This is a genomic window from Staphylococcus americanisciuri, from assembly GCF_024814435.1.
GTDB lineage: Bacteria > Bacillota > Bacilli > Staphylococcales > Staphylococcaceae > Staphylococcus > Staphylococcus americanisciuri.
The window spans coordinates 118,861-137,451 of record NZ_JANUXY010000004.1 but is presented as its reverse complement, the minus strand read 5'-3'; the positions used below and the strand labels follow the sequence as shown (position 1 = coordinate 137,451).

Annotated in this window: 16 protein-coding genes; all 16 read right to left on the bottom strand. The window is 38.1% G+C overall.

Translation table 11 applies throughout. The features are described 5' to 3' along the window. Positions 1 to 9: 9 nt before the first annotated feature. Positions 10 to 321, bottom strand: coding sequence for a YlxQ family RNA-binding protein (locus tag NXS11_RS05165; RefSeq protein WP_259199565.1), 312 nt, complete (start codon positions 319 to 321; stop codon positions 10 to 12). Next, complete coding sequence (gene rnpM / locus NXS11_RS05160) at positions 318 to 605, bottom strand: RNase P modulator RnpM (RefSeq protein WP_259199562.1); 288 nt, start codon at positions 603 to 605, stop codon at positions 318 to 320. The genes NXS11_RS05165 and rnpM overlap by 4 nt, the downstream gene beginning before the upstream one ends. 11 nt (positions 606 to 616) lie before the next feature. Beyond that, positions 617 to 1,792, bottom strand: a complete 1,176-nt coding sequence (nusA, locus tag NXS11_RS05155; RefSeq protein WP_259199561.1) for a transcription termination factor NusA — start codon at positions 1,790 to 1,792, stop codon at positions 617 to 619. A 21-nt stretch (positions 1,793 to 1,813) separates the two neighbouring features. Further along, complete coding sequence (gene rimP / locus NXS11_RS05150; protein WP_259199560.1) at positions 1,814 to 2,281, bottom strand: ribosome maturation factor RimP; 468 nt, start codon at positions 2,279 to 2,281, stop codon at positions 1,814 to 1,816. 123 nt (positions 2,282 to 2,404) lie between these two features. Beyond that, positions 2,405 to 6,715, bottom strand: coding sequence for a PolC-type DNA polymerase III (locus tag NXS11_RS05145; RefSeq protein WP_259199559.1), 4,311 nt, complete (start codon positions 6,713 to 6,715; stop codon positions 2,405 to 2,407). A gap of 221 nt (positions 6,716 to 6,936) precedes the next feature. Then, positions 6,937 to 8,640, bottom strand: a complete 1,704-nt coding sequence (locus tag NXS11_RS05140) for a proline--tRNA ligase (RefSeq protein WP_259199558.1) — start codon at positions 8,638 to 8,640, stop codon at positions 6,937 to 6,939. A gap of 25 nt (positions 8,641 to 8,665) precedes the next feature. Next, positions 8,666 to 9,946 carry an RIP metalloprotease RseP gene (gene rseP / locus NXS11_RS05135; RefSeq protein WP_259199556.1) on the bottom strand — a complete coding sequence of 427 codons (1,281 nt, stop codon included), beginning with the start codon at positions 9,944 to 9,946 and terminating at the stop codon, positions 8,666 to 8,668. A gap of 6 nt (positions 9,947 to 9,952) precedes the next feature. Further along, positions 9,953 to 11,083, bottom strand: coding sequence for a 1-deoxy-D-xylulose-5-phosphate reductoisomerase (locus NXS11_RS05130; protein WP_259199555.1), 1,131 nt, complete (start codon positions 11,081 to 11,083; stop codon positions 9,953 to 9,955). Between the two features lie 17 nt (positions 11,084 to 11,100). Further along, the gene (locus tag NXS11_RS05125; protein WP_259199553.1) at positions 11,101 to 11,883 is read right to left on the bottom strand and encodes a phosphatidate cytidylyltransferase; all 783 of its coding nucleotides are present in this window, start codon (positions 11,881 to 11,883) and stop codon (positions 11,101 to 11,103) included. A gap of 14 nt (positions 11,884 to 11,897) precedes the next feature. Next, positions 11,898 to 12,659, bottom strand: a complete 762-nt coding sequence (gene uppS, locus NXS11_RS05120) for an undecaprenyl pyrophosphate synthase (protein WP_259199550.1) — start codon at positions 12,657 to 12,659, stop codon at positions 11,898 to 11,900. A 355-nt stretch (positions 12,660 to 13,014) separates the two neighbouring features. After that, a complete protein-coding gene (gene frr, locus NXS11_RS05115) occupies positions 13,015 to 13,569 on the bottom strand; it encodes a ribosome recycling factor (protein WP_259199549.1) in 555 nt (184 codons plus the stop codon). An 18-nt stretch (positions 13,570 to 13,587) separates the two neighbouring features. Next, positions 13,588 to 14,310 (bottom strand): UMP kinase, encoded by a 723-nt coding sequence (gene pyrH / locus NXS11_RS05110; protein ID WP_103358253.1) that lies wholly within the window; start codon positions 14,308 to 14,310, stop codon positions 13,588 to 13,590. A gap of 155 nt (positions 14,311 to 14,465) precedes the next feature. Beyond that, a complete protein-coding gene (tsf, locus tag NXS11_RS05105; protein WP_259199547.1) occupies positions 14,466 to 15,344 on the bottom strand; it encodes a translation elongation factor Ts in 879 nt (292 codons plus the stop codon). An 87-nt stretch (positions 15,345 to 15,431) separates the two neighbouring features. Beyond that, positions 15,432 to 16,214 (bottom strand): 30S ribosomal protein S2, encoded by a 783-nt coding sequence (gene rpsB, locus NXS11_RS05100; protein ID WP_259199545.1) that lies wholly within the window; start codon positions 16,212 to 16,214, stop codon positions 15,432 to 15,434. A gap of 165 nt (positions 16,215 to 16,379) precedes the next feature. Then, positions 16,380 to 17,153, bottom strand: coding sequence for a GTP-sensing pleiotropic transcriptional regulator CodY (codY, locus tag NXS11_RS05095; protein WP_259199544.1), 774 nt, complete (start codon positions 17,151 to 17,153; stop codon positions 16,380 to 16,382). A gap of 14 nt (positions 17,154 to 17,167) precedes the next feature. Then, positions 17,168 to 18,577, bottom strand: coding sequence for an ATP-dependent protease ATPase subunit HslU (hslU, locus tag NXS11_RS05090; protein WP_259199543.1), 1,410 nt, complete (start codon positions 18,575 to 18,577; stop codon positions 17,168 to 17,170). Positions 18,578 to 18,591 lie beyond the last annotated feature (14 nt).

The window sequence follows — 18,591 nt, the reverse complement described above, 5'->3', positions numbered from 1 at the left end:
AACCACTCCTTACTTATCTTCATCGATCATTGTTATCAGCTTCTTAGCAAATCCGTTATCTGTTATACCGACATTCACACGCGCTTCTTTGCCAATCGCCACACCTAGCTCATAACGATTGCTTACCACTCGATAAGGCGTGTTGTAGGTTGTACATTTGTTTACTAAAGTCTTCTTCGTGTTCTCAGATGCATCTCCTGCAATCAGCACAAGCTTCAATCGATGTTTTTTTAATTCTGCTAACAGAACAGATTCTCCCGTTTTGACTTTACCCGCACGCATTGCGAGTCCTAAAAAATTCAAAAATTGTTGTTGATTCATTTCGTAGGTATCTCTTCCCGATAAATTAATCGAATAATTTCTTTATATACTGGTTCAAGTGTTTCTTGAGATGCTTTAAAAAAGTGTTCGAGCTTTTGTGCTTGTTGTGCTTGTTCAACTAGAGCAACATCTTTGCTTACATATGCACCACGCCCTTGCATCTTACCAGTGGCATCCGCTGCAATATCGCCTTCTTTATTTTGGACAACACGAATCATCTCTTTTTTTGGCTTCATCTCATTTGACAAAATACATTTTCTCATAGGAATTTTACGTTTTTTCATGAAAATCCCCCCTATTTTTCTTCGGTTTCGTCCTCTAGAACCACATCATCTGTGATAACAGGTTCATCAACAAGTACTTCTTCATCAATCACAGCTTCTTCAGTTGCATCTGTTTCTTCCACTTTTGGTTGTGGTTGATCAAGTCCTAGGGCTTTAGCATCAGACTCTGACTTGATATCAATCTTCCAGCCCGTTAATTTAGCAGCAAGGCGTGCATTTTGACCACGTTTACCAATCGCAAGTGACAATTGATAATCTGGTACGATTACTGTTGTTGATTGATTCTCTTCATCAACAATAACGTCTACAACTTGTGATGGACTCAATGCATTGCGCACAAAAACTTTTGGATCGGCGTCCCATTGCACGATATCAATTTTTTCACCGCCCAATTCTTCAACAACTGCTTCGACACGCGCGCCTTTAGCACCTACACATGCACCTACAGCATCAATATCTGCATTGTCAGCATGCACACTAATCTTTGAACGATCTCCCGCTTCACGTGCGACAGATTTCACTTCCACTGTGCCTTCAAAAATTTCTGGCACTTCTTGCTCAAATAAACGTTTCAATAAACCTGGATGACTGCGTGAAACAAAAATTTGTGGCCCTTTTGTTGTTTGTTCTACCTTGTTCACATATACTTTGATGCGCTCATTAGGTAGATATGTTTCATTAGGACTGCGCTCTGCTTCTGATAAAACGGCTTCCGTTCGACCTAAGTTCACATAAACATAACGATGATCCACACGGTCAATCACACCTGTAACGATGTCATCTTCTTTGTCGATAAACTCTTCATATAAAATCTCACGTTCCGCATCTCTTAAACGTTGCATCACTGCTTGTTTTGCTGCTTGCGCGCCTACACGTCCAAAGTCTTTTGGCGTAACGTCTTCTTCATAAATGTCTCCAATTTCATAAGCCGGATTTTTTACCAAAGCTGTAGAAAGATCAATCTCTTCACGATTGTCAAACACTTCTTCTACCACTTCTTTACGTGCAATGACATGGAATGTACCGCTGTCTAGATTGAGTTCCACTCTGACGTTACGTGCACTTTCATAGTTCTTCTTATAAGCCGTAATCAATGCTGCTTCAATCGCATCCACTAATACCGCTCTTGGAATTCTTTTTTCTTTCTCTAAATACTCTGTTGCTAATAATAATTCATTACTTTTCACGAATCTTCCTCCTTACATACATTAAAGCATAACTGCATAACGTGCTTTGGCAATTTTATCTCGTGGAATTGTGATCACTTTTGTTCTTGCTTTAATTTTCACTGACATGTCAATTGTTTCATCCGTCACAGCAGACAATGTACCTAGCCATTCTTTGTCGCCTTCAATAGGTGCATACAAAGATACAAAAATAGCTTGTCCAACAGCTTTTTGATAATCTTCCTCTTTTTTGATAGGTCGTTCTGCCCCTGGAGATGCAACATCTAGATAATAGGCTTGTGTAATTGGATCATGTTCATCCATCACATCGCTAATATGTTCCGAAGCGCGTGTGCAATCATTAAGATCTACGCCACCTGGCTTATCAATAGAAATACGCAAATAATGATCGCGTCCTTCTTTTGCAAATTCTACATCCACTAATTCATAACCTAAATCGTCAAGGACAGGTTGGATTAACGATTCTACTTGTTCTGTAATTTTACTCATACGTGCCCCCTATCAGTGACATACAAACAGAAAAGAGCGGGTAACACCCACTCTTTCTGCTTGAGTCCATTTTTATAAGCAATATTATTATATCACATAACATGTTTTCCGACAAATACTTATCTACATGTCAAAAATTGAAAGTTGTGCTTTGTCTGGCATGTCTGGAAGTGAGCCTAGTTCATCGAGGTATTCAATAATTTTTTGAGAGACCCCTGCTTTTTTATTGAGGTCTTCTTTAGATAAAAATGGTCCTTCTTCACGTGCCTCTACAATGCGTTTTGCAACGTTTTCCCCTAGTCCTGGCACAGCAATAAAAGGAGGAATTAGCGTATCTCCCTCGATAATGAATTCAAAAGCTTGACTTTTTTCTAGACTGACTGGTTGCATTCTATAACCACGATGCGCCATTTCATTCATGATTTCTAACACCGTTAACACATCTTTTTCTTTTTTACCTAAATCCATATATCGACTATACATATCTTTGACTGTATTGCGAATACTGTCTTTATCTTTGATCATCGTTAACAAGTCAAAATCAGAAGCACGCACAGTGAAGTAGCTAGCATAATAATAGAGTGGATGATGCACCTTGAAATACGCAATTCTGACAGCCATTAATACATATGCTGCAGCGTGGGCTTTCGGGAACATGTATTTGATTTTCTTACACGAATCCAAATACCACTCTGGCACTTCATTGTCACGCATAGCTTGTTCAAAATCATCAGTCAAACCTTTCCCTTTACGCACAGACTCCATAATCTTGAAGGCAAGGGAAGGTTCTAATCCTGCATACATAAGATATACCATGATGTCATCACGACAACCGATACAGCTAGACAATGTACACGTTCCACTACGGACCAAATCTTGAGCGTTACCTAACCATACATCTGTACCGTGAGAAAGTCCTGAAATCTGAACAAGCTCAGAAAATGTCGTTGGCTTCGTATCTTCGAGCATTTGACGGACGAACCCCGTACCAAACTCTGGCACACCGAATGTACCCGTTTTTGAGAGTATTTCTTCTTCTGTTACACCTAGTGTTTCCGGAGAACTGAAAATACCCATCGTTTCTTTGTCATCAACCGGAATAGTTTTCGGATCAATGCCTGATAAGTCTTGAAGCATACGAATCATAGTTGGATCATCGTGTCCAAGAATGTCGAGTTTCAATACATTATCATGAATCGAATGGAAGTCAAAGTGTGTCGTCATCCATGCAGAATTTTGTGCATCCGCTGGGTATTGGATTGGTGTGAAGTCATAGATATCCATGTAGTCTGGCACAACGATAATACCACCTGGATGTTGACCAGTTGTACGTTTGACACCTGTACACCCTTTCACGAGACGATCTACTTCTGCACCGCGTTTATGAATACCTTGGTCGTTGAGATAGCCTTTTACAAATCCAAAGGCTGTTTTTTCAGCAACTGTACCAATCGTTCCTGCACGGAAAACATAATCTTCACCAAATAACACTTTCGTATAGTTATGTGCATGCGGTTGATACTCTCCACTAAAGTTCAAATCGATATCCGGTACTTTATCTCCTTTAAAACCTAAGAACGTTTCAAACGGGATGTCTTGTCCTTCTTTAATTAATGGCGTGCCACATTCACATGTTTTATCTGGCAAGTCAAAACCTGAACCGACCGAGCCATCGTTAAAGAATTCACTCTTCTTACATTTTGGACAAATGTAATGTGGCGGTAATGGGTTAACTTCCGTGATTTCAGTCATTGTCGCTACAAAGCTTGAACCGACCGAGCCACGCGAACCTACTAGATAACCATCTTCAAGCGACTTTTTAACCAATCTTTGAGAAATTAAATAAATAACAGCAAACCCATTCCCTATAATACTGTCCAACTCTTTCTCTAGACGATCAATTACAATTTGTGGTAAGTCTTCACCATACAATTTTTTGGCATTATTGTAACTCATCTCACGGATTTCTTCATTAGCCCCTTCCATATTCGGCGTGTACAACTTATCTTTGATTGGTACAACTTCCTCAATGCGATCAGCCAATGCACGTGTATTTGTTACAACTAGTTCTTTCGCACGTTCTTCACCCAAAAAGTGAAAGTCAGTGAGCATCTCATCCGTTGTACGGAAATGTGCTTCCGGTAATGTCGTACGATTTAATGGATTCCCCGGTTGTGAGGCAATCAATATTTTTCGCGCAATACCATCATGTTCATGTAAATAATGAACATTGCCGGTCGCGATAACTGGAATATTATTTGTCTTACCAACTGCAATGATACGTTCATAAATTTCAGTTAATGTTTCATGATCACGAATCAGTTCTCTATCTAACAAATCTTGATAAAGCGCCGGTGGTTGCACTTCAATATAATCATAATACTTCGCAATTTTTTCAACTTCTGCTTGATCACGTTGCATTACAGCTGTAAATACTTCTCCCTCATCACAAGCTGTTCCAACGAGTATTCCTTCCCGATATTCATCTAATACAGAACGTGGAATACGCGGCGTACGATAGAAATACTTTACCAATGATTGGCTGACAATTTTAAACAAATTCTTTAAGCCTTTTTGATTTTGTACAATGAGCGTTACGTGCTGTGGACGTGCACGCTTGTAAGCATCTTCATTCGACAACTTCTTATTGATGTCTTGATGATTGTGAACATTAAGCTCTTTCAGTTGCGCTAACATTTTCACAAAGATATATGCTGTTGCTTCGGTATCGTATATCGCTCTATGGTGTTGTGTCAGTTCAACACCGTACTTCTTCGCTAAGAAATTCAAGCCATGTTTTCCATAACTTGTATTAATTGTACGTGACAGTTCAAGTGTATCAATCACACCGTTTGTTGATGGACCAAAGCCCAAGCGTTCGTACCCTGTATCAATAAAGCCCATATCGAATGATGCATTGTGGGCAACAAATATCGCATCGCCCACCCATTCTTTAAACTCTGTTAAAACTGTTTCGATTTCAGGGGCGTCACGTAACATATCATCATTAATGTGCGTTAAGTTTTTTATCGTCTCAGAGAGCTTTTCATGTGGATTACTGAAACGCTCAAACTTGTCGATAATTTCGCCATCTCTTACCTTTACTGCTGCCAGCTCAATAATCTTGTCATATTGATTAGAGAGACCTGTTGTCTCAACGTCAAAGACAACATAAGTAGCAGATTCTAACGCAATATCTGTCGGCTTATAAGCAATCGGTACACCATCATCTACAAGCATACCTTCCATGCCATATATCATCTTAATACCATGTTTTTTCGCTGCAGCATAAGCGTCTGGATATGCTTGTACAACATTGTGATCCGTTACCGCAATCGCTTCATGTCCCCATTTCGCTGCTTGTGCTACATAATCACCAATGTTCGTCACACCATCCATTTGACTCATTGCGGTATGCAAATGAAACTCCACACGTTTTTCTTTAGCTTTATCTTGCTTCTCTGTATGTTTCACTTCTTCAATATCTGACATCATCATCACAAGGTCACGGATATACATATCTTCTTCAATACGCCCTTGTGCACGGATCCATTTCCCTTCTGATAACGCTTTGAAATGTTCTAAGTCATCTTTGTTTTTACGCGTAAACATTTTCAACACAAGTGAATCCGTATAATCAGTGACTTTCAATTCCACAATGTGACGACCACTCTTCAACTCTTTTAAGTTGATGTCAAAAATAACCCCTTCAATTGCTACTTTGAATTCTTCCTCGATAATATCTGAAATTGGGCGGATATTTTCAACTTGAATCGTTTTTCCAATTTGGCACTTGTCTACTAGCACGCCACTCTCTTCTTGTTGCGCACGTTGTTCTTTCATTTTTTCAATTTTCTCTGTTGCCTCTCGAGCGCTTTGCTCGTCTTCTTGTTGAATATGTGCTTCTAATGAGGCAAGATCATCATCTTGTCCTGTAGTGTCCGTTTCAAACACTACTTTATCAACATCGAAACCACATTGTTTCAGTGCTTTCACTAAACTACCATTACATACTTTATCAAAATGATTACGTTCGACATCATTTTGCACAAGAATTTTAACAACGTTCCCCGATACGATGATACGCTTTTGACGCAGTTGTCCTTTTACTTTTGGAGACAGTGCTGTTTGATCAATACATTCACCAAAATATTTTAATAAATGTTCATCTTGATTTGCTGTAGATTGTACTTGAATTTGCCAGTTCACTGTTGCAATATCTTTAAATGTCTCCTTCATCGCATGTGTAAAAACTGCATAATCTTCATAACGCATGACAGAAGGTATCGTAATGTGAAAAGTCCATACACGCGTTTTTTCCGAAACATCTACACGGTTGAGCGCACTGTTGGCAACCATTTCTTCATCAAAATGATCCAGCATATTCAATTGTTTAAGCAGAATTTTAAACTTTTCCTGATTCTGTAGGTCCATATTTTAATCCACCTTATTGATCAACTAAATTCACATGTCATTATGTATAGAACATGAATAGGAGTGGGGCAGAAATCTTAATTCGACACAAGAATTCGTTGCCCCACTCCAACTCGGATGATGTGAGATCCAAATGCTTAATCGACGCATGAACTCTCCTGCTTCTACACATTTAACCTCTACATTATATGCTATTATAACAAACGAAGTCATCTATCAGCTTAGAGCTGCTCATAAAGTCCTTCAATATAATCTACTAATGCATCTACTGCGATTTCTTCACTATTACCTGTACCTCGATGCTTCACTTCTACAATACCGTCTTCAGCGTTTTTACCAACAACAATACGGATTGGTAAACCGATTAAGTCAGCATCATTGAATTTCACACCTGCACGTTCTTGGCGGTCATCATATAACACATCATATTTTTGTTGAAGTGTCGCATATAATTTTTCTGCCAATTCAAATTGTGCTTCTTTTTTTGGATTGACTGTAATTAAGTGTAAATCATATGGCGTCACTGACTTAGGCCAAATAATACCGTTATCATCATGATGCTGTTCAACAATCGCACTCAATGTTCTTGAAACACCAATACCGTAGCAACCCATAGTTAAGTTTTGTTCGCGACCTTGATTGTTTAAGATAGTGGCATTCATTGATTTTGAGTATTTTTCGCCAAGCACGAATACTTGACCGACTTCAATACCTTCAGCAAACTTCGCATTGCCTGATCCATCCGCAAGTGGCTCTCCTTCTAGAATGAAGCGGAAATCACCATAGCCTTCCACATCGAAATCACGACCAACAACTGCATTGACATAGTGGAAACCATCTTCATTTGCACCTACAGGAATATTGATTAGGTCTCGAACAGAATTATCCGCATACACTTTGATGTCGCTATCTGTTACAGGGCCTAAAGAACCAGGTGCAGCACCTAATAAATTGCGAATCTCATCTTCTGTTGCCATTGTAATATTATCTGTGTTGAAATAATCTTTCAACTTGACATCGTTAATTTCATGATGACCACATACGAGTAGCATAACAAATGCATCTTCTACTTTGAACACCATGGACTTCGTTGTTTGTTCAAGTGGTTTACCTAATAGTTCAGCTAATTCTTTCGCAGACTTCACATTAGGTGTCGCAATTTTTTCTAATGCTTTTGGTGCTTCTTTCTCTGCATTAGATGGCGTATACACAACTTCTGCTTTTTCAATATTTGCAGCATAGTCACTATTGTCACTATATACGATTGTATCTTCACCGATAGCACTTAATGCATGAAACTCATGCGTGTAGTTTCCACCAATAGCACCAGAATCTGCTACAACTGGGCGGACATTCAAACCGACACGTTTAAAAATGCGCGTGTAAGCATCATACATGTCCTGATACGTTTTCATTAATGAGTCTTCATCAGCATGGAATGAATACGCATCTTTCATAATAAATTCACGTCCGCGCAACAAGCCAAAGCGTGGGCGTTTCTCATCACGAAACTTTGTTTGAATTTGGAATAATGTTAGTGGTAACTGCTTGTATGAACGTAACTCATCACGAATTAAAGATGTCACCACTTCTTCATGAGTTGGTCCAAGCGCAAATTCACGTTGGTTGCGATCATGTAAACGCATCAACTCTGAACCATACGCTTCCCAACGTCCCGATTCTTTCCATAACTCCGCATGTTGTAAAACAGGCATGAGCACTTCAACAGCATCAATGCGCTCCATTTCTTCACGAATGATATCTGAAATTTTGTGTATAACACGTGTTGCAAGCGGTAAATAACTGTATACCCCTGCTGTATTTTGCTTAATAAGTCCTGCTTTTAGTAATAATTGATGACTTAACGCTTCAGCTTCTGCAGGAACTTCACGTAATGTCGGTATAAAGACTTTTGATTGTTTCATCTATAAATGCCTCCTTGTTATTCACTTATAAAAAGTACCTTTGAATATCATTCCATGTAACTAAGACCATGATAATCATTACAAAAACAGCGCCTGCTGCAATAATTACAGTCTCAGCTTTTTTATTTGCTGGTTTTTTGAAAATTGCTTCATATATCACGAATAGAATACGCCCACCATCTAATGCTGGAATTGGCAATAAGTTCATAATACCTAAGTTTACACTCAATGCTGCTGTCCAGACGATTAAGTTCGTAATGCCTGTTTTAACAACAGTGTCGACATTTTTATAAATCCCCACAGGTCCATTCAACATATCAAAGCTGAAGTCTCCTGTAAAAATACTACTGATCATTCCTACAACTGCTACAAAAATCACTTTACCAAAGCGAAGTGTTTCTTCGCCTGCATAAATGATAGGTTCAACAAGTGAGCGTTCTTTCGTAGGTAAAAAGCCGAGGTGATAGTCCGTTTGTTTCTGATTTTTAGAAACTTTCACTTCAGATTTTTTCGGTGTGAACGTTTTAGTCAATGTTTTCCCATCACGTGTGACTTTAATCTCAGTCTCTTTGCCGCCTGTTTCATTTAAAGCGTTTTTAATATCATTGAAGCGATTGATTTTTTTGCCACCAATCTCCGTAATTGTATCACCTTTTTGAAGACCGATTTGTTGAGCGGCCATTCCATCTGCAACTTGACTGATTGTTGTTGTCGGCGTACCGTTATAATACGCAAGTCCAAGTAACAATACGAAAGCAAGGATAAAGTTGAATAACGGTCCTGCAAACAATGTTAAAAACTTTTGAAATGGCTTTTTATGTGTAAATTGTCGATCGCGTGGTGCAATTTGAATTAGACTGCCATTTTCAACAAAAAAGGCTTTTTGCGCAATGGTATAACGATGACGTGCATCATCATATGCTGCAATTCCTTCGATAAACATCTCTTCTTCTAAATCAACTTTTTTTACTTCCAACGCTTCAATTTGTTGAAACTTATGTTGATCATCAAGAATCACATGTGTAATTTCGTCTTGTTCGTTTAGTTTAATACGAATGTGCATACCCGGTTTAACAGGTGCTTCCTCCAAACCATCACCAGCCATACGGACATAGCCACCTACCGGAAGTAAACGAATCGTATAGAGCGTTTCATTTTTGCGGAAACTGAAAATTTTTGGCCCCATACCTATCGCAAATTCAGGACACATAATACCTGCACGTTTGGCGAAAAACATATGTCCATATTCGTGTACAGACACGAGTAATCCAAAAACAATAATAAATGCAATAATAGTTGTTAACACTGATGGCTACACCTCATATTCCTTAGATTTATACTGCTGATCAATGTCTAAAATTTGTTCGAGTGTAGGATGTTCAATCACTTGATGTGCTTTCATTTCTCGTTCGATTAAACGTTCGATATCTAAAAAACCAATCTCTTGGTTCAAAAATTTCGCAACTGCTACCTCGTTGACTGCATTTAATACAACCGGCATTGTACCACCTATCTTCAAAGCATCATACGCATATTTTAAACATCTATATCGATCTAAATCCATCTTTTTAAAATTCAATTGCATGACTTCTGAAAGGTCAAGCGATGGTGCATCATGTTCGATTCGATTTGGGTATGTAAATGCATATTGTATGGGCATGCGCATATCTGGCGTACCTAATTGTGCCATAACGCTTGTATCAACAAACTCGACCATTGAGTGAATAATACTTTCTTTATGCAAAATAGTCTCGATTTGATCAATATTCAGATCAAACAACCATTTTGCCTCAATCACTTCAAAGCCCTTATTCATCATTGTAGCAGAGTCAATTGTAATCTTTTGACCCATAGACCAGTTAGGATGATTTAATGCATCTGCCACAGTCACTGTTTCAAGCTGATCACGTGTCAAATCACGAAATGAACCACCACTCGCTGTAATCGTAATCTTCTTGACTTGTCGCTTAGATTCACCATTCAAACATTGAAAAATAGCTGCATGTTCTGAGTCAACCGGTAATATATTTACACCGTATTTCTTCGCATATCCCATGACTAACTCACCTGCGACAACCAGCGTTTCTTTATTTGCCAATGCAATATCAATCCCCTGTTCGATAGCGGCAATCGTAGGTGGTAGACCTACACTCCCCACTAGTGCATTCAACACGAGGTCATTATGTGATGATGTTGCGACTGCTTTCAATCCTTCTGCACCATGTACAACCTTCACATCATACGCTGCAAAACGAGCGATATCTTTTTCATGTTGAACCGACACAATTTCTGGATTAAAGCGTTCGACAATATCTATGGCTTCATCTACGCGCTTCCCGACTGTCAAACCAACCAATTTAAAATGCTCTGGGTGGTGTGCAATAACATCAATTGCTTGTTGACCAATAGAACCAGAAGCGCCTAAAATTGCTATATTTTTCATTACTTGCTCACTTCACTTTACATTTGAATTAAGAAAATATTCATTAGTGGTAATACAAACATAAAACTATCAAAACGATCTAATATACCACCATGCCCTGGTAACAACCGACCAGAATCTTTTACACCGAAATGACGCTTAAAGCCTGACTCTACTAAATCACCAAGCTGACCGAATGCGCTAAGCACTACCGTCAAGACTAAAATCCAAATCATACTATAACTGAACGGCATGAAGAACATAAACGCTAGTGGCACTAATAGACTGCATAATAAACCACCGATAAACCCTTCTATCGTCTTGTTCGGGCTAATAACTGGCCATAACTTGTGTTTACCGAATGAACGGCCAAATATGTATGCACCTGTATCCGTTAACCACACAATCAGCAATCCAAACAAGATGAACTGTAATCCAGCTTCTCTTGTCTCATAAAAATACATAAAGCCGATGCCTACATAGGCGACGGACATTAAACAAAATGCAGCGTCCATAAAACTAAAGCGGTTCTTAGACATCACAGTATAACTCAAAATAACGAAACTTAAAATAATCAAACCTTTTTGTTGTAAAATGGGCACCCATGTACCAAATTCTTCGGGTAACATGATAATCATTAACCCAACTGCACTAATCAGTCCCGGAAATGATATGAAGCGAATGCGATTCATATTCAATAATTCTTTTAAAGCGATTAATGCAAGTACAAACGTGAAATACATCCAAGTTGCTCCGCCCACTAATAAAATGGGTAAAAACACAATAAGTGCAATTATCGTTGTTATCGTTCTGACCTTCATCTCACTGCTCCTATCTACAATCCTCCAAAACGTCTTTGGCGCGATTGGTACGTTTTTATACATGCTTTTAAATCTTCATCATTAAAATCCGGCCACATTTTATCATTAAATATAAACTCACTGTATGACAGTTGCCAAATTAAAAAATTACTGATGCGCTGTTCCCCAGATGTACGAATTAACAAGTCTGGATCTGGAAATTCTGAAGTCATCAAATAGTGTGAGAAATCTTTCTCTGTTATTTGCTCTATGTCACTATCAGTTGCATGTTTATAATTTTTAATGATATTGTGAATACCGTTCATAATCTCTGCTCTACCGCCGTAGTTGATTGCAAATATTAGTGTCAACCCTGTATTATCTGCAGTCTTCAACTTTGCCTCTTCTATGGCTTGAATCGTTTTTGAAGGCAGCTCATCAATAAAGCCAATCGTTTCAACCTTAACATTCTTTTCGATCAACTCTGGCAAAAATGTATTCAAGAAATTAACAGGCAGTCCCATAATATAATTAATCTCTTCTTGGGGACGTGACCAATTCTCAGTTGAAAAAGCATATAAGGTCAAGTATTTGACGTTCAGATCACTCGCAGCACGCGTAATCACCTTAATCGTCTCCATTCCTTGATAATGCCCTTTTATGCGTGGCATCTTGCGTTGTTTTGCCCAACGACCATTTCCGTCCATTATAATCGCAATGTGTTGAGGTATATGATGCAAGTCTAATGTATCATGACATACTTGTCTATCATTGTTTTTTTTGAATTTCTTAAACATGGTTGTTCCTCCGAGCCTGTAGTGTCTCTTAAATATTATCATCTTATTAACAAATATTCCTCTATCATTCTATCACACTCATTTCGCTCGTTAAATAAACATAGAAAAAACTGTACCAAAGTCTGATTCGGTACAGTTAAGTGCTTTCACTTTTTGGATGATTTAAAAGAAATTTAACAAATTTGCAATATATCATGACATCGAACTCGAACAACATCCTGTCATAACATGTCATCAAAAAATCTTATCACAATTTGTAGTGAGACTTTGATATATTGCTTAGCATGACATAAAGATGATAATCCAGTATTGCTTAAGTCAAGGTCACAAAGTACCCTTCCTATCAATACGTAAATTATACTGACATAATATCTTTTTCTTTATCTCCAACAAGTTGATCGATTTCTTTGATTGCTTCATTTGTAATATCTTGCACTTCATCTGAAGAACTGTGCAATTCATCTTCCGAAATTTCACCATTTTTTTCTTGTTTCTTTAGTGAATCATTAGCATCACGGCGAATATTACGCACAGAAACCTTAGCATTTTCACCTGTTTTCTTCACTTCTTTAACAAGCTCTTTACGACGTTCTTCTGTCAATGCTGGTACCGTAATACGAATAACTTCACCATCGCTTGTTGGGTTCACACCTAAGTTAGCTGCAATAATCGCACGTTCAATCTCTTTTAATGACGTTTTATCATATGGAGAGATAACAAGTAAGCGCGCTTCTGGTACGTTGATACTTGCAAGTTGTTGAACAGGTGTTGGCACACCATAATAGTCCGCATTCACACCTGCTAGTAAATTGGAATTCGCACGACCAGCATTAATTTGTGCCAATTCTCTTGATAAATTTTCAGCAGACTTTTTCATACGTTCTTTTGCATCTTTAATAATTGCATTCATTTTGAGGTCACCTCTATTTTATTTTGTAATAATCGTTCCAATATCTTCACCTAATACAGCACGTTTAATATTACCTTCTTCCATAATTGAAAAGACTTTCAAAGGTATATCATTGTCCATACAGAATGAAGAGGCTGTTGAATCCATTACTTGTAAACCTTCTTGTAAAAGTTGAATATAAGTTAAGCGCTCATACTTCTGTGCAGTTGGATCCACTTTAGGATCTGCAGAGTATACACCATCAACATTATTTTTCCCCATTAAGATGACTTCCGCCTCTACTTCAGCTGCACGTAATGCTGCTGTAGTATCCGTTGAGAAGTATGGATTACCAATACCTGCTGCGAAAATAACAACACGTTTTTTCTCTAAATGACGAATCGCACGGCGACGAATATATGGTTCTGCTACTTGTTTCATCTCAATTGAAGTTAAGACACGTGTATCACAGTCAAGCTGTTCCAGACTGTCTTGTAATGCTAATGCATTCATCACTGTCGCAAGCATGCCCATATAGTCAGCAGTGCCTCGATCCATGCCTAAATCGCTGCCAGTTTTACCACGCCAAATGTTACCACCACCAACGATAACAGCTACTTCGGTATCCATTTTTGCCACTTCAGCTACTTGTTGGGCAATGCTTTTGATAATAATTGGATTGATACCAAATCCCTTTTCTCCTGCCAACGCTTCTCCACTAAGTTTCAAAACTACTCGCTTATATTTTGAAGTTTCAGTCATTGTTTATTAACCTCTCTATTCGTATTATATGGGACAATACAAGTAAAGAAGACACAATAGGCATCTTCCTTACACACGGCTTCAATATCAATGCATTGAAGTCATGCACAGGAGGACACAACAGGTGTCTTCTTTCTTATACAAAACCGTGTTGATTATTTCATTTGTCCTTTTACTTCATCCGCAAAGTTTTCTTCACGTTTTTCCATACCTTCACCAACTTCATAACGTACGAAGTCTACTAATTTACCACCTTTAGCTTTAAGGAACTGTTCAACAGTTTGGTCTGGATTTTTAACGAAATCTTGGTTAACTGCACAAATTTCTTGTAAATATTTGCGTAAACGACCTTCAACCATTTTTTCAACGATGTTTTCTGGTTTACCTTCGTTTAATGCTTGTTGTTTTAATACTTCTCTTTCGTGTGAAATTTCTTCTTCACTTACTTGATCAGAAGAAACATATTTAGGGTTGATTGCAGCGATGTGCATTGCAACATCTTTTGCAGCTTCTTCATCAGTTGAACCTTCAACAACTGAAAGTACACCAATACGTCCACCCATGTGTAAGTATGCACCGAATGCATCGTTATCAGTTTTTGTTCTTGTTTCAAAACGACGTAAGCTCAATTTTTCACCGATTGTAGAGATTGCTTCTGTCATGTGCTCAGATACTTTTTTGCCATTTGGTAATGTTGTATCATTTAACGCTTCAACAGTATCTACTTTTGTCGCAAGAATTTGGTTTGCGATATCTTTAACAAGCTCTTGGAAACCTTCGTTACGTGCAACGAAGTCAGTTTCAGAGTTGATTTCAACGATAACTGCGTCATTACCTTTTACTTCTACATGTGTAATACCTTCTGCAGCGATACGGTCTGCTTTTTTAGCAGCTTTCGCAATACCTTTTTCACGAAGATAGTCGATTGCTTTATCGATGTTACCTTCAGTTGCTTCAAGCGCTTTTTTACAATCCATCATACCAGCGCCTGTTCTTTCACGTAATTCTTTTACAAGTTTAGCTGAAATTGCCATTCACTATTCCTCCAATATCATTTCATTGATTATTTTAAAAAATGGGAGATAAGCATCAATATCTTATCACCCATTTTAAGATTCTACTTAGTTAGATTCAACAGATGCTTCAGCTTTGTCTGCTGTTTCTGCTGCTTCATCTTCATTTAAGTCGATGTTTTGTTCAGCAGCTACCTCGTCATTAGACACACCTTGTTGACCTTCTAAGACTGCGTCAGCCATTTTACCAGTTAATAACTTAACCGCACGAATCGCATCATCGTTAGCTGGGATTACATAGTCGATTTCATCTGGATCACAGTTAGTATCAACGATACCTACGATCGGAATGTTTAATTTACGCGCTTCAGCAATTGCATTGCGCTCTTTACGTGGGTCAACTACGAATAATGCTTGAGGCATTGATTTCATATCACGAATACCGCCTAAGAATTTGATTAGACGATCATATTCTTTTTTAAGTTCAACAACTTCTTTTTTAGGAAGTACGTCAAAAGTACCGTCTTCTTCCATTTTTTCAATTTCTGAAATGCGGTGTACACGTTTAGAAATTGTTTTGAAGTTAGTTAAAATACCACCTAACCATCTTTGGTTAACGTAGAATTGTCCAGCACGTTCTGCTTCAGCTTTCACTGACTCTTGTGCTTGTTTTTTAGTACCTACAAATAAGACTTTACCGCCTTCTTCAGATACTTGTTTAACAAAATTATATGCTTCTTCAACTTTTTTCACTGTTTTTTGTAAGTCGATAATGTAGATACCGTTACGCTCAGTGAAGATATACTTTTTCATTTTTGGGTTCCAACGGCGTGTTTGATGACCAAAGTGAACACCAGCTTCTAACAATTGTTTCATTGAAATAACTGCCATGATAAAATTCCTCCTAATTGGTTATGTTCCTCCACGCTAACTCATATAAAAACGATCGCTTGAATCGCACCCATTTATATGCTCGTTAAACGTGTGTGTGTTTGGCATTTAATAGCCGCATATAAATATATCACAATGCATCTCAATATGCAATAGTAATATTCCTTATTCTGTGCGGTCTAACTCATCTAGGAAAGCACGTTTTTTAACCTTAATAAATGTTCCTTTCATACCCAATGAACGTGATTCGATAACACCCGCACTTTCTAACTTGCGTAATGCGTTAACGATAACTGAACGCGTAATACCTACTCGGTCAGCAACTTTTGAAGCAATAAGTAATCCTTCAGTACCACCAAGCTCTTCAAAGATATGGTCAATCGCTTCTTTTTCAGAGTATGATAATGAATTGATTGCCATTGAAATAGCGGCTTTATCACGTGCTTTTGCTTCAATCTCAGAATGTTTTTCACGCAGAATTTCCATGCCGATAACTGTTGCCGCATACTCACCAAGCACAAGGTCGTTCTCCTCAAATGGATCAGCTAGGCGACCTAGCACTAATGTACCAAGACGTTCTCCGCCACCAATAATTGGGAAAATTGTTGTTTTTGAATCTTCAAACAAACTTCTACTCTCAAGCGGGAACACTGATAATGGATCTTCAATATCGATATTCGATGTTGTTTCATAGACGTGCATCAACTTTTCTGTATAAGCATCTGGAATATGATGATTTTCCAACATCTTTGTAATACGTTCATTTTTTAATAATTCGTTCAAGCAAGACCCTAAAATTTTACCGCGTCTCGAGACGATAAATACATTCGTAACTGTCACTTTGCTAATCGTTTGCGCAACATCTTTAAAGTTAACAGATATCCCTTTATGTTTTTGTAATAAGCTACTAAGTTCTCTTGTCTTTGCTAATAAACTCATGTCAATACTCCTTTTTATAATATAAATTCACTAAGATCTTTATTCATTGAAATTGTTTGTAATTTATCATCCACATATTGAGGGGTAATATCAACATGTGCATTAGGCATATTTGCCGCTTCAAACGATAAATCTTCCAACATTTTTTCTAAAATCGTATGCAAACGTCTCGCACCAATGTTATCTGTCTCCTGATTAACATGATACGCCATTTCAGCAAGTCGCTGTATCGCTGCCTCACTAAAATTCACTGTTACCTCTTCTGTTTTAAGCAATAATTCATATTGTTTTATTAATGAAAGTTTAGGCTCTGTAAGTATTCTTACAAAATCATCCACTGTTAGACTTTGTAACTCAACACGAATTGGAAAACGACCTTGTAATTCTGGAATTAAGTCACTCGGTTTTGAGACATGGAAAGCGCCTGCACCAATAAACAAGATATGTTCAGTACTTACCGTACCATATTTTGTTTTGACAACGCTACCTTCAAGGATAGGTAAAATGTCTCTTTGCACCCCTTGGCGTGATACATCTTGCCCACTGCCTTGACCGTTTGACGTTGCTACCTTATCAATCTCATCAATAAAAATAATTCCCATCTGCTCAGCTAATTCTATCGCTTCCTGATTTGCTGTTTCATGATCAATCATTTTATCTGCAAATTCATCCGTTAAAATTTTGCGTGCCGTTTTAACGGGCACTTCCTTTTCAACCTTTTTCTTCGGCATTAACTGATTCATCATTTCTTGCATTTGTTCATTTTGCTGCGTTCCTAACATACCTAGTGCACCAGGATCTTGCTCTACTTTAATGCGTACTTTCTCTTCTTCTAACAACCCAGCAAGCAATTGTTTTTTGATTTCAGAACGCTTAGTTTTAATTTCTTCTGTCGGTGTTTCTTCCTCTTCTTCTTGATTTTGACCAAAATTAGGTAATGCACCTCCCAAAAGAGACTCCAGTGGATTATTCGTATTTTGAGCCACTTTCTTTTTCATACTAGGCACTAGCAATTTGACCAATCGATCATTTGCTTTCAAGCTTGCCTCTTCTTGTACAGCAGCCTTTTTCTGATCTTTCACAAGACGAATCGCAACATCAACAAGATCACGTACCATACTTTCAACATCTCGACCTACATAACCCACTTCTGTGAATTTCGTCGCCTCTACTTTTACAAAAGGTGCTCCTACAATTTTTGCCATGCGTCGAGCAATTTCTGTTTTACCGACACCTGTGGGTCCCATCATCAAAATATTTTTCGGTGCAATCTCCTGTTTCACTTCATCATCTAACAAACTGCGTCGATAGCGATTTCTTAAAGCAATTGCCACTTTTTTCTTTGCTTCGTCTTGCCCAACGATATATGCATCTAATTCAGAAACAATATCTTTAGGTGTTAACTTAATAGCACTCATATCCATTAGGAAAAAACCTC

Excerpts from the sequence above, each read along its gene's own strand:
- NXS11_RS05165 (WP_259199565.1), bottom strand. The coding sequence starts at position 321 with ATGAATCAACAACAATTTTTGAATTTTTTAGGACTCGCAATGCGTGCG.
- rnpM (WP_259199562.1), bottom strand. The coding sequence starts at position 605 with ATGAAAAAACGTAAAATTCCTATGAGAAAATGTATTTTGTCAAATGAG.
- rimP (WP_259199560.1), bottom strand. The coding sequence starts at position 2,281 with ATGAGTAAAATTACAGAACAAGTAGAATCGTTAATCCAACCTGTCCTT.
- NXS11_RS05145 (WP_259199559.1), bottom strand. The coding sequence starts at position 6,715 with ATGGACCTACAGAATCAGGAAAAGTTTAAAATTCTGCTTAAACAATTG.
- NXS11_RS05140 (WP_259199558.1), bottom strand. The coding sequence starts at position 8,640 with ATGAAACAATCAAAAGTCTTTATACCGACATTACGTGAAGTTCCTGCA.
- NXS11_RS05130 (WP_259199555.1), bottom strand. The coding sequence starts at position 11,083 with ATGAAAAATATAGCAATTTTAGGCGCTTCTGGTTCTATTGGTCAACAA.
- NXS11_RS05125 (WP_259199553.1), bottom strand. The coding sequence starts at position 11,883 with ATGAAGGTCAGAACGATAACAACGATAATTGCACTTATTGTGTTTTTA.
- uppS (WP_259199550.1), bottom strand. The coding sequence starts at position 12,659 with ATGTTTAAGAAATTCAAAAAAAACAATGATAGACAAGTATGTCATGAT.
- frr (WP_259199549.1), bottom strand. The coding sequence starts at position 13,569 with ATGAATGCAATTATTAAAGATGCAAAAGAACGTATGAAAAAGTCTGCT.
- pyrH (WP_103358253.1), bottom strand. The coding sequence starts at position 14,310 with ATGACTGAAACTTCAAAATATAAGCGAGTAGTTTTGAAACTTAGTGGA.
- tsf (WP_259199547.1), bottom strand. The coding sequence starts at position 15,344 with ATGGCAATTTCAGCTAAACTTGTAAAAGAATTACGTGAAAGAACAGGC.
- rpsB (WP_259199545.1), bottom strand. The coding sequence starts at position 16,214 with ATGGCAGTTATTTCAATGAAACAATTGTTAGAAGCTGGTGTTCACTTT.
- codY (WP_259199544.1), bottom strand. The coding sequence starts at position 17,153 with ATGAGTTTATTAGCAAAGACAAGAGAACTTAGTAGCTTATTACAAAAA.
- hslU (WP_259199543.1), bottom strand. The coding sequence starts at position 18,577 with ATGGATATGAGTGCTATTAAGTTAACACCTAAAGATATTGTTTCTGAA.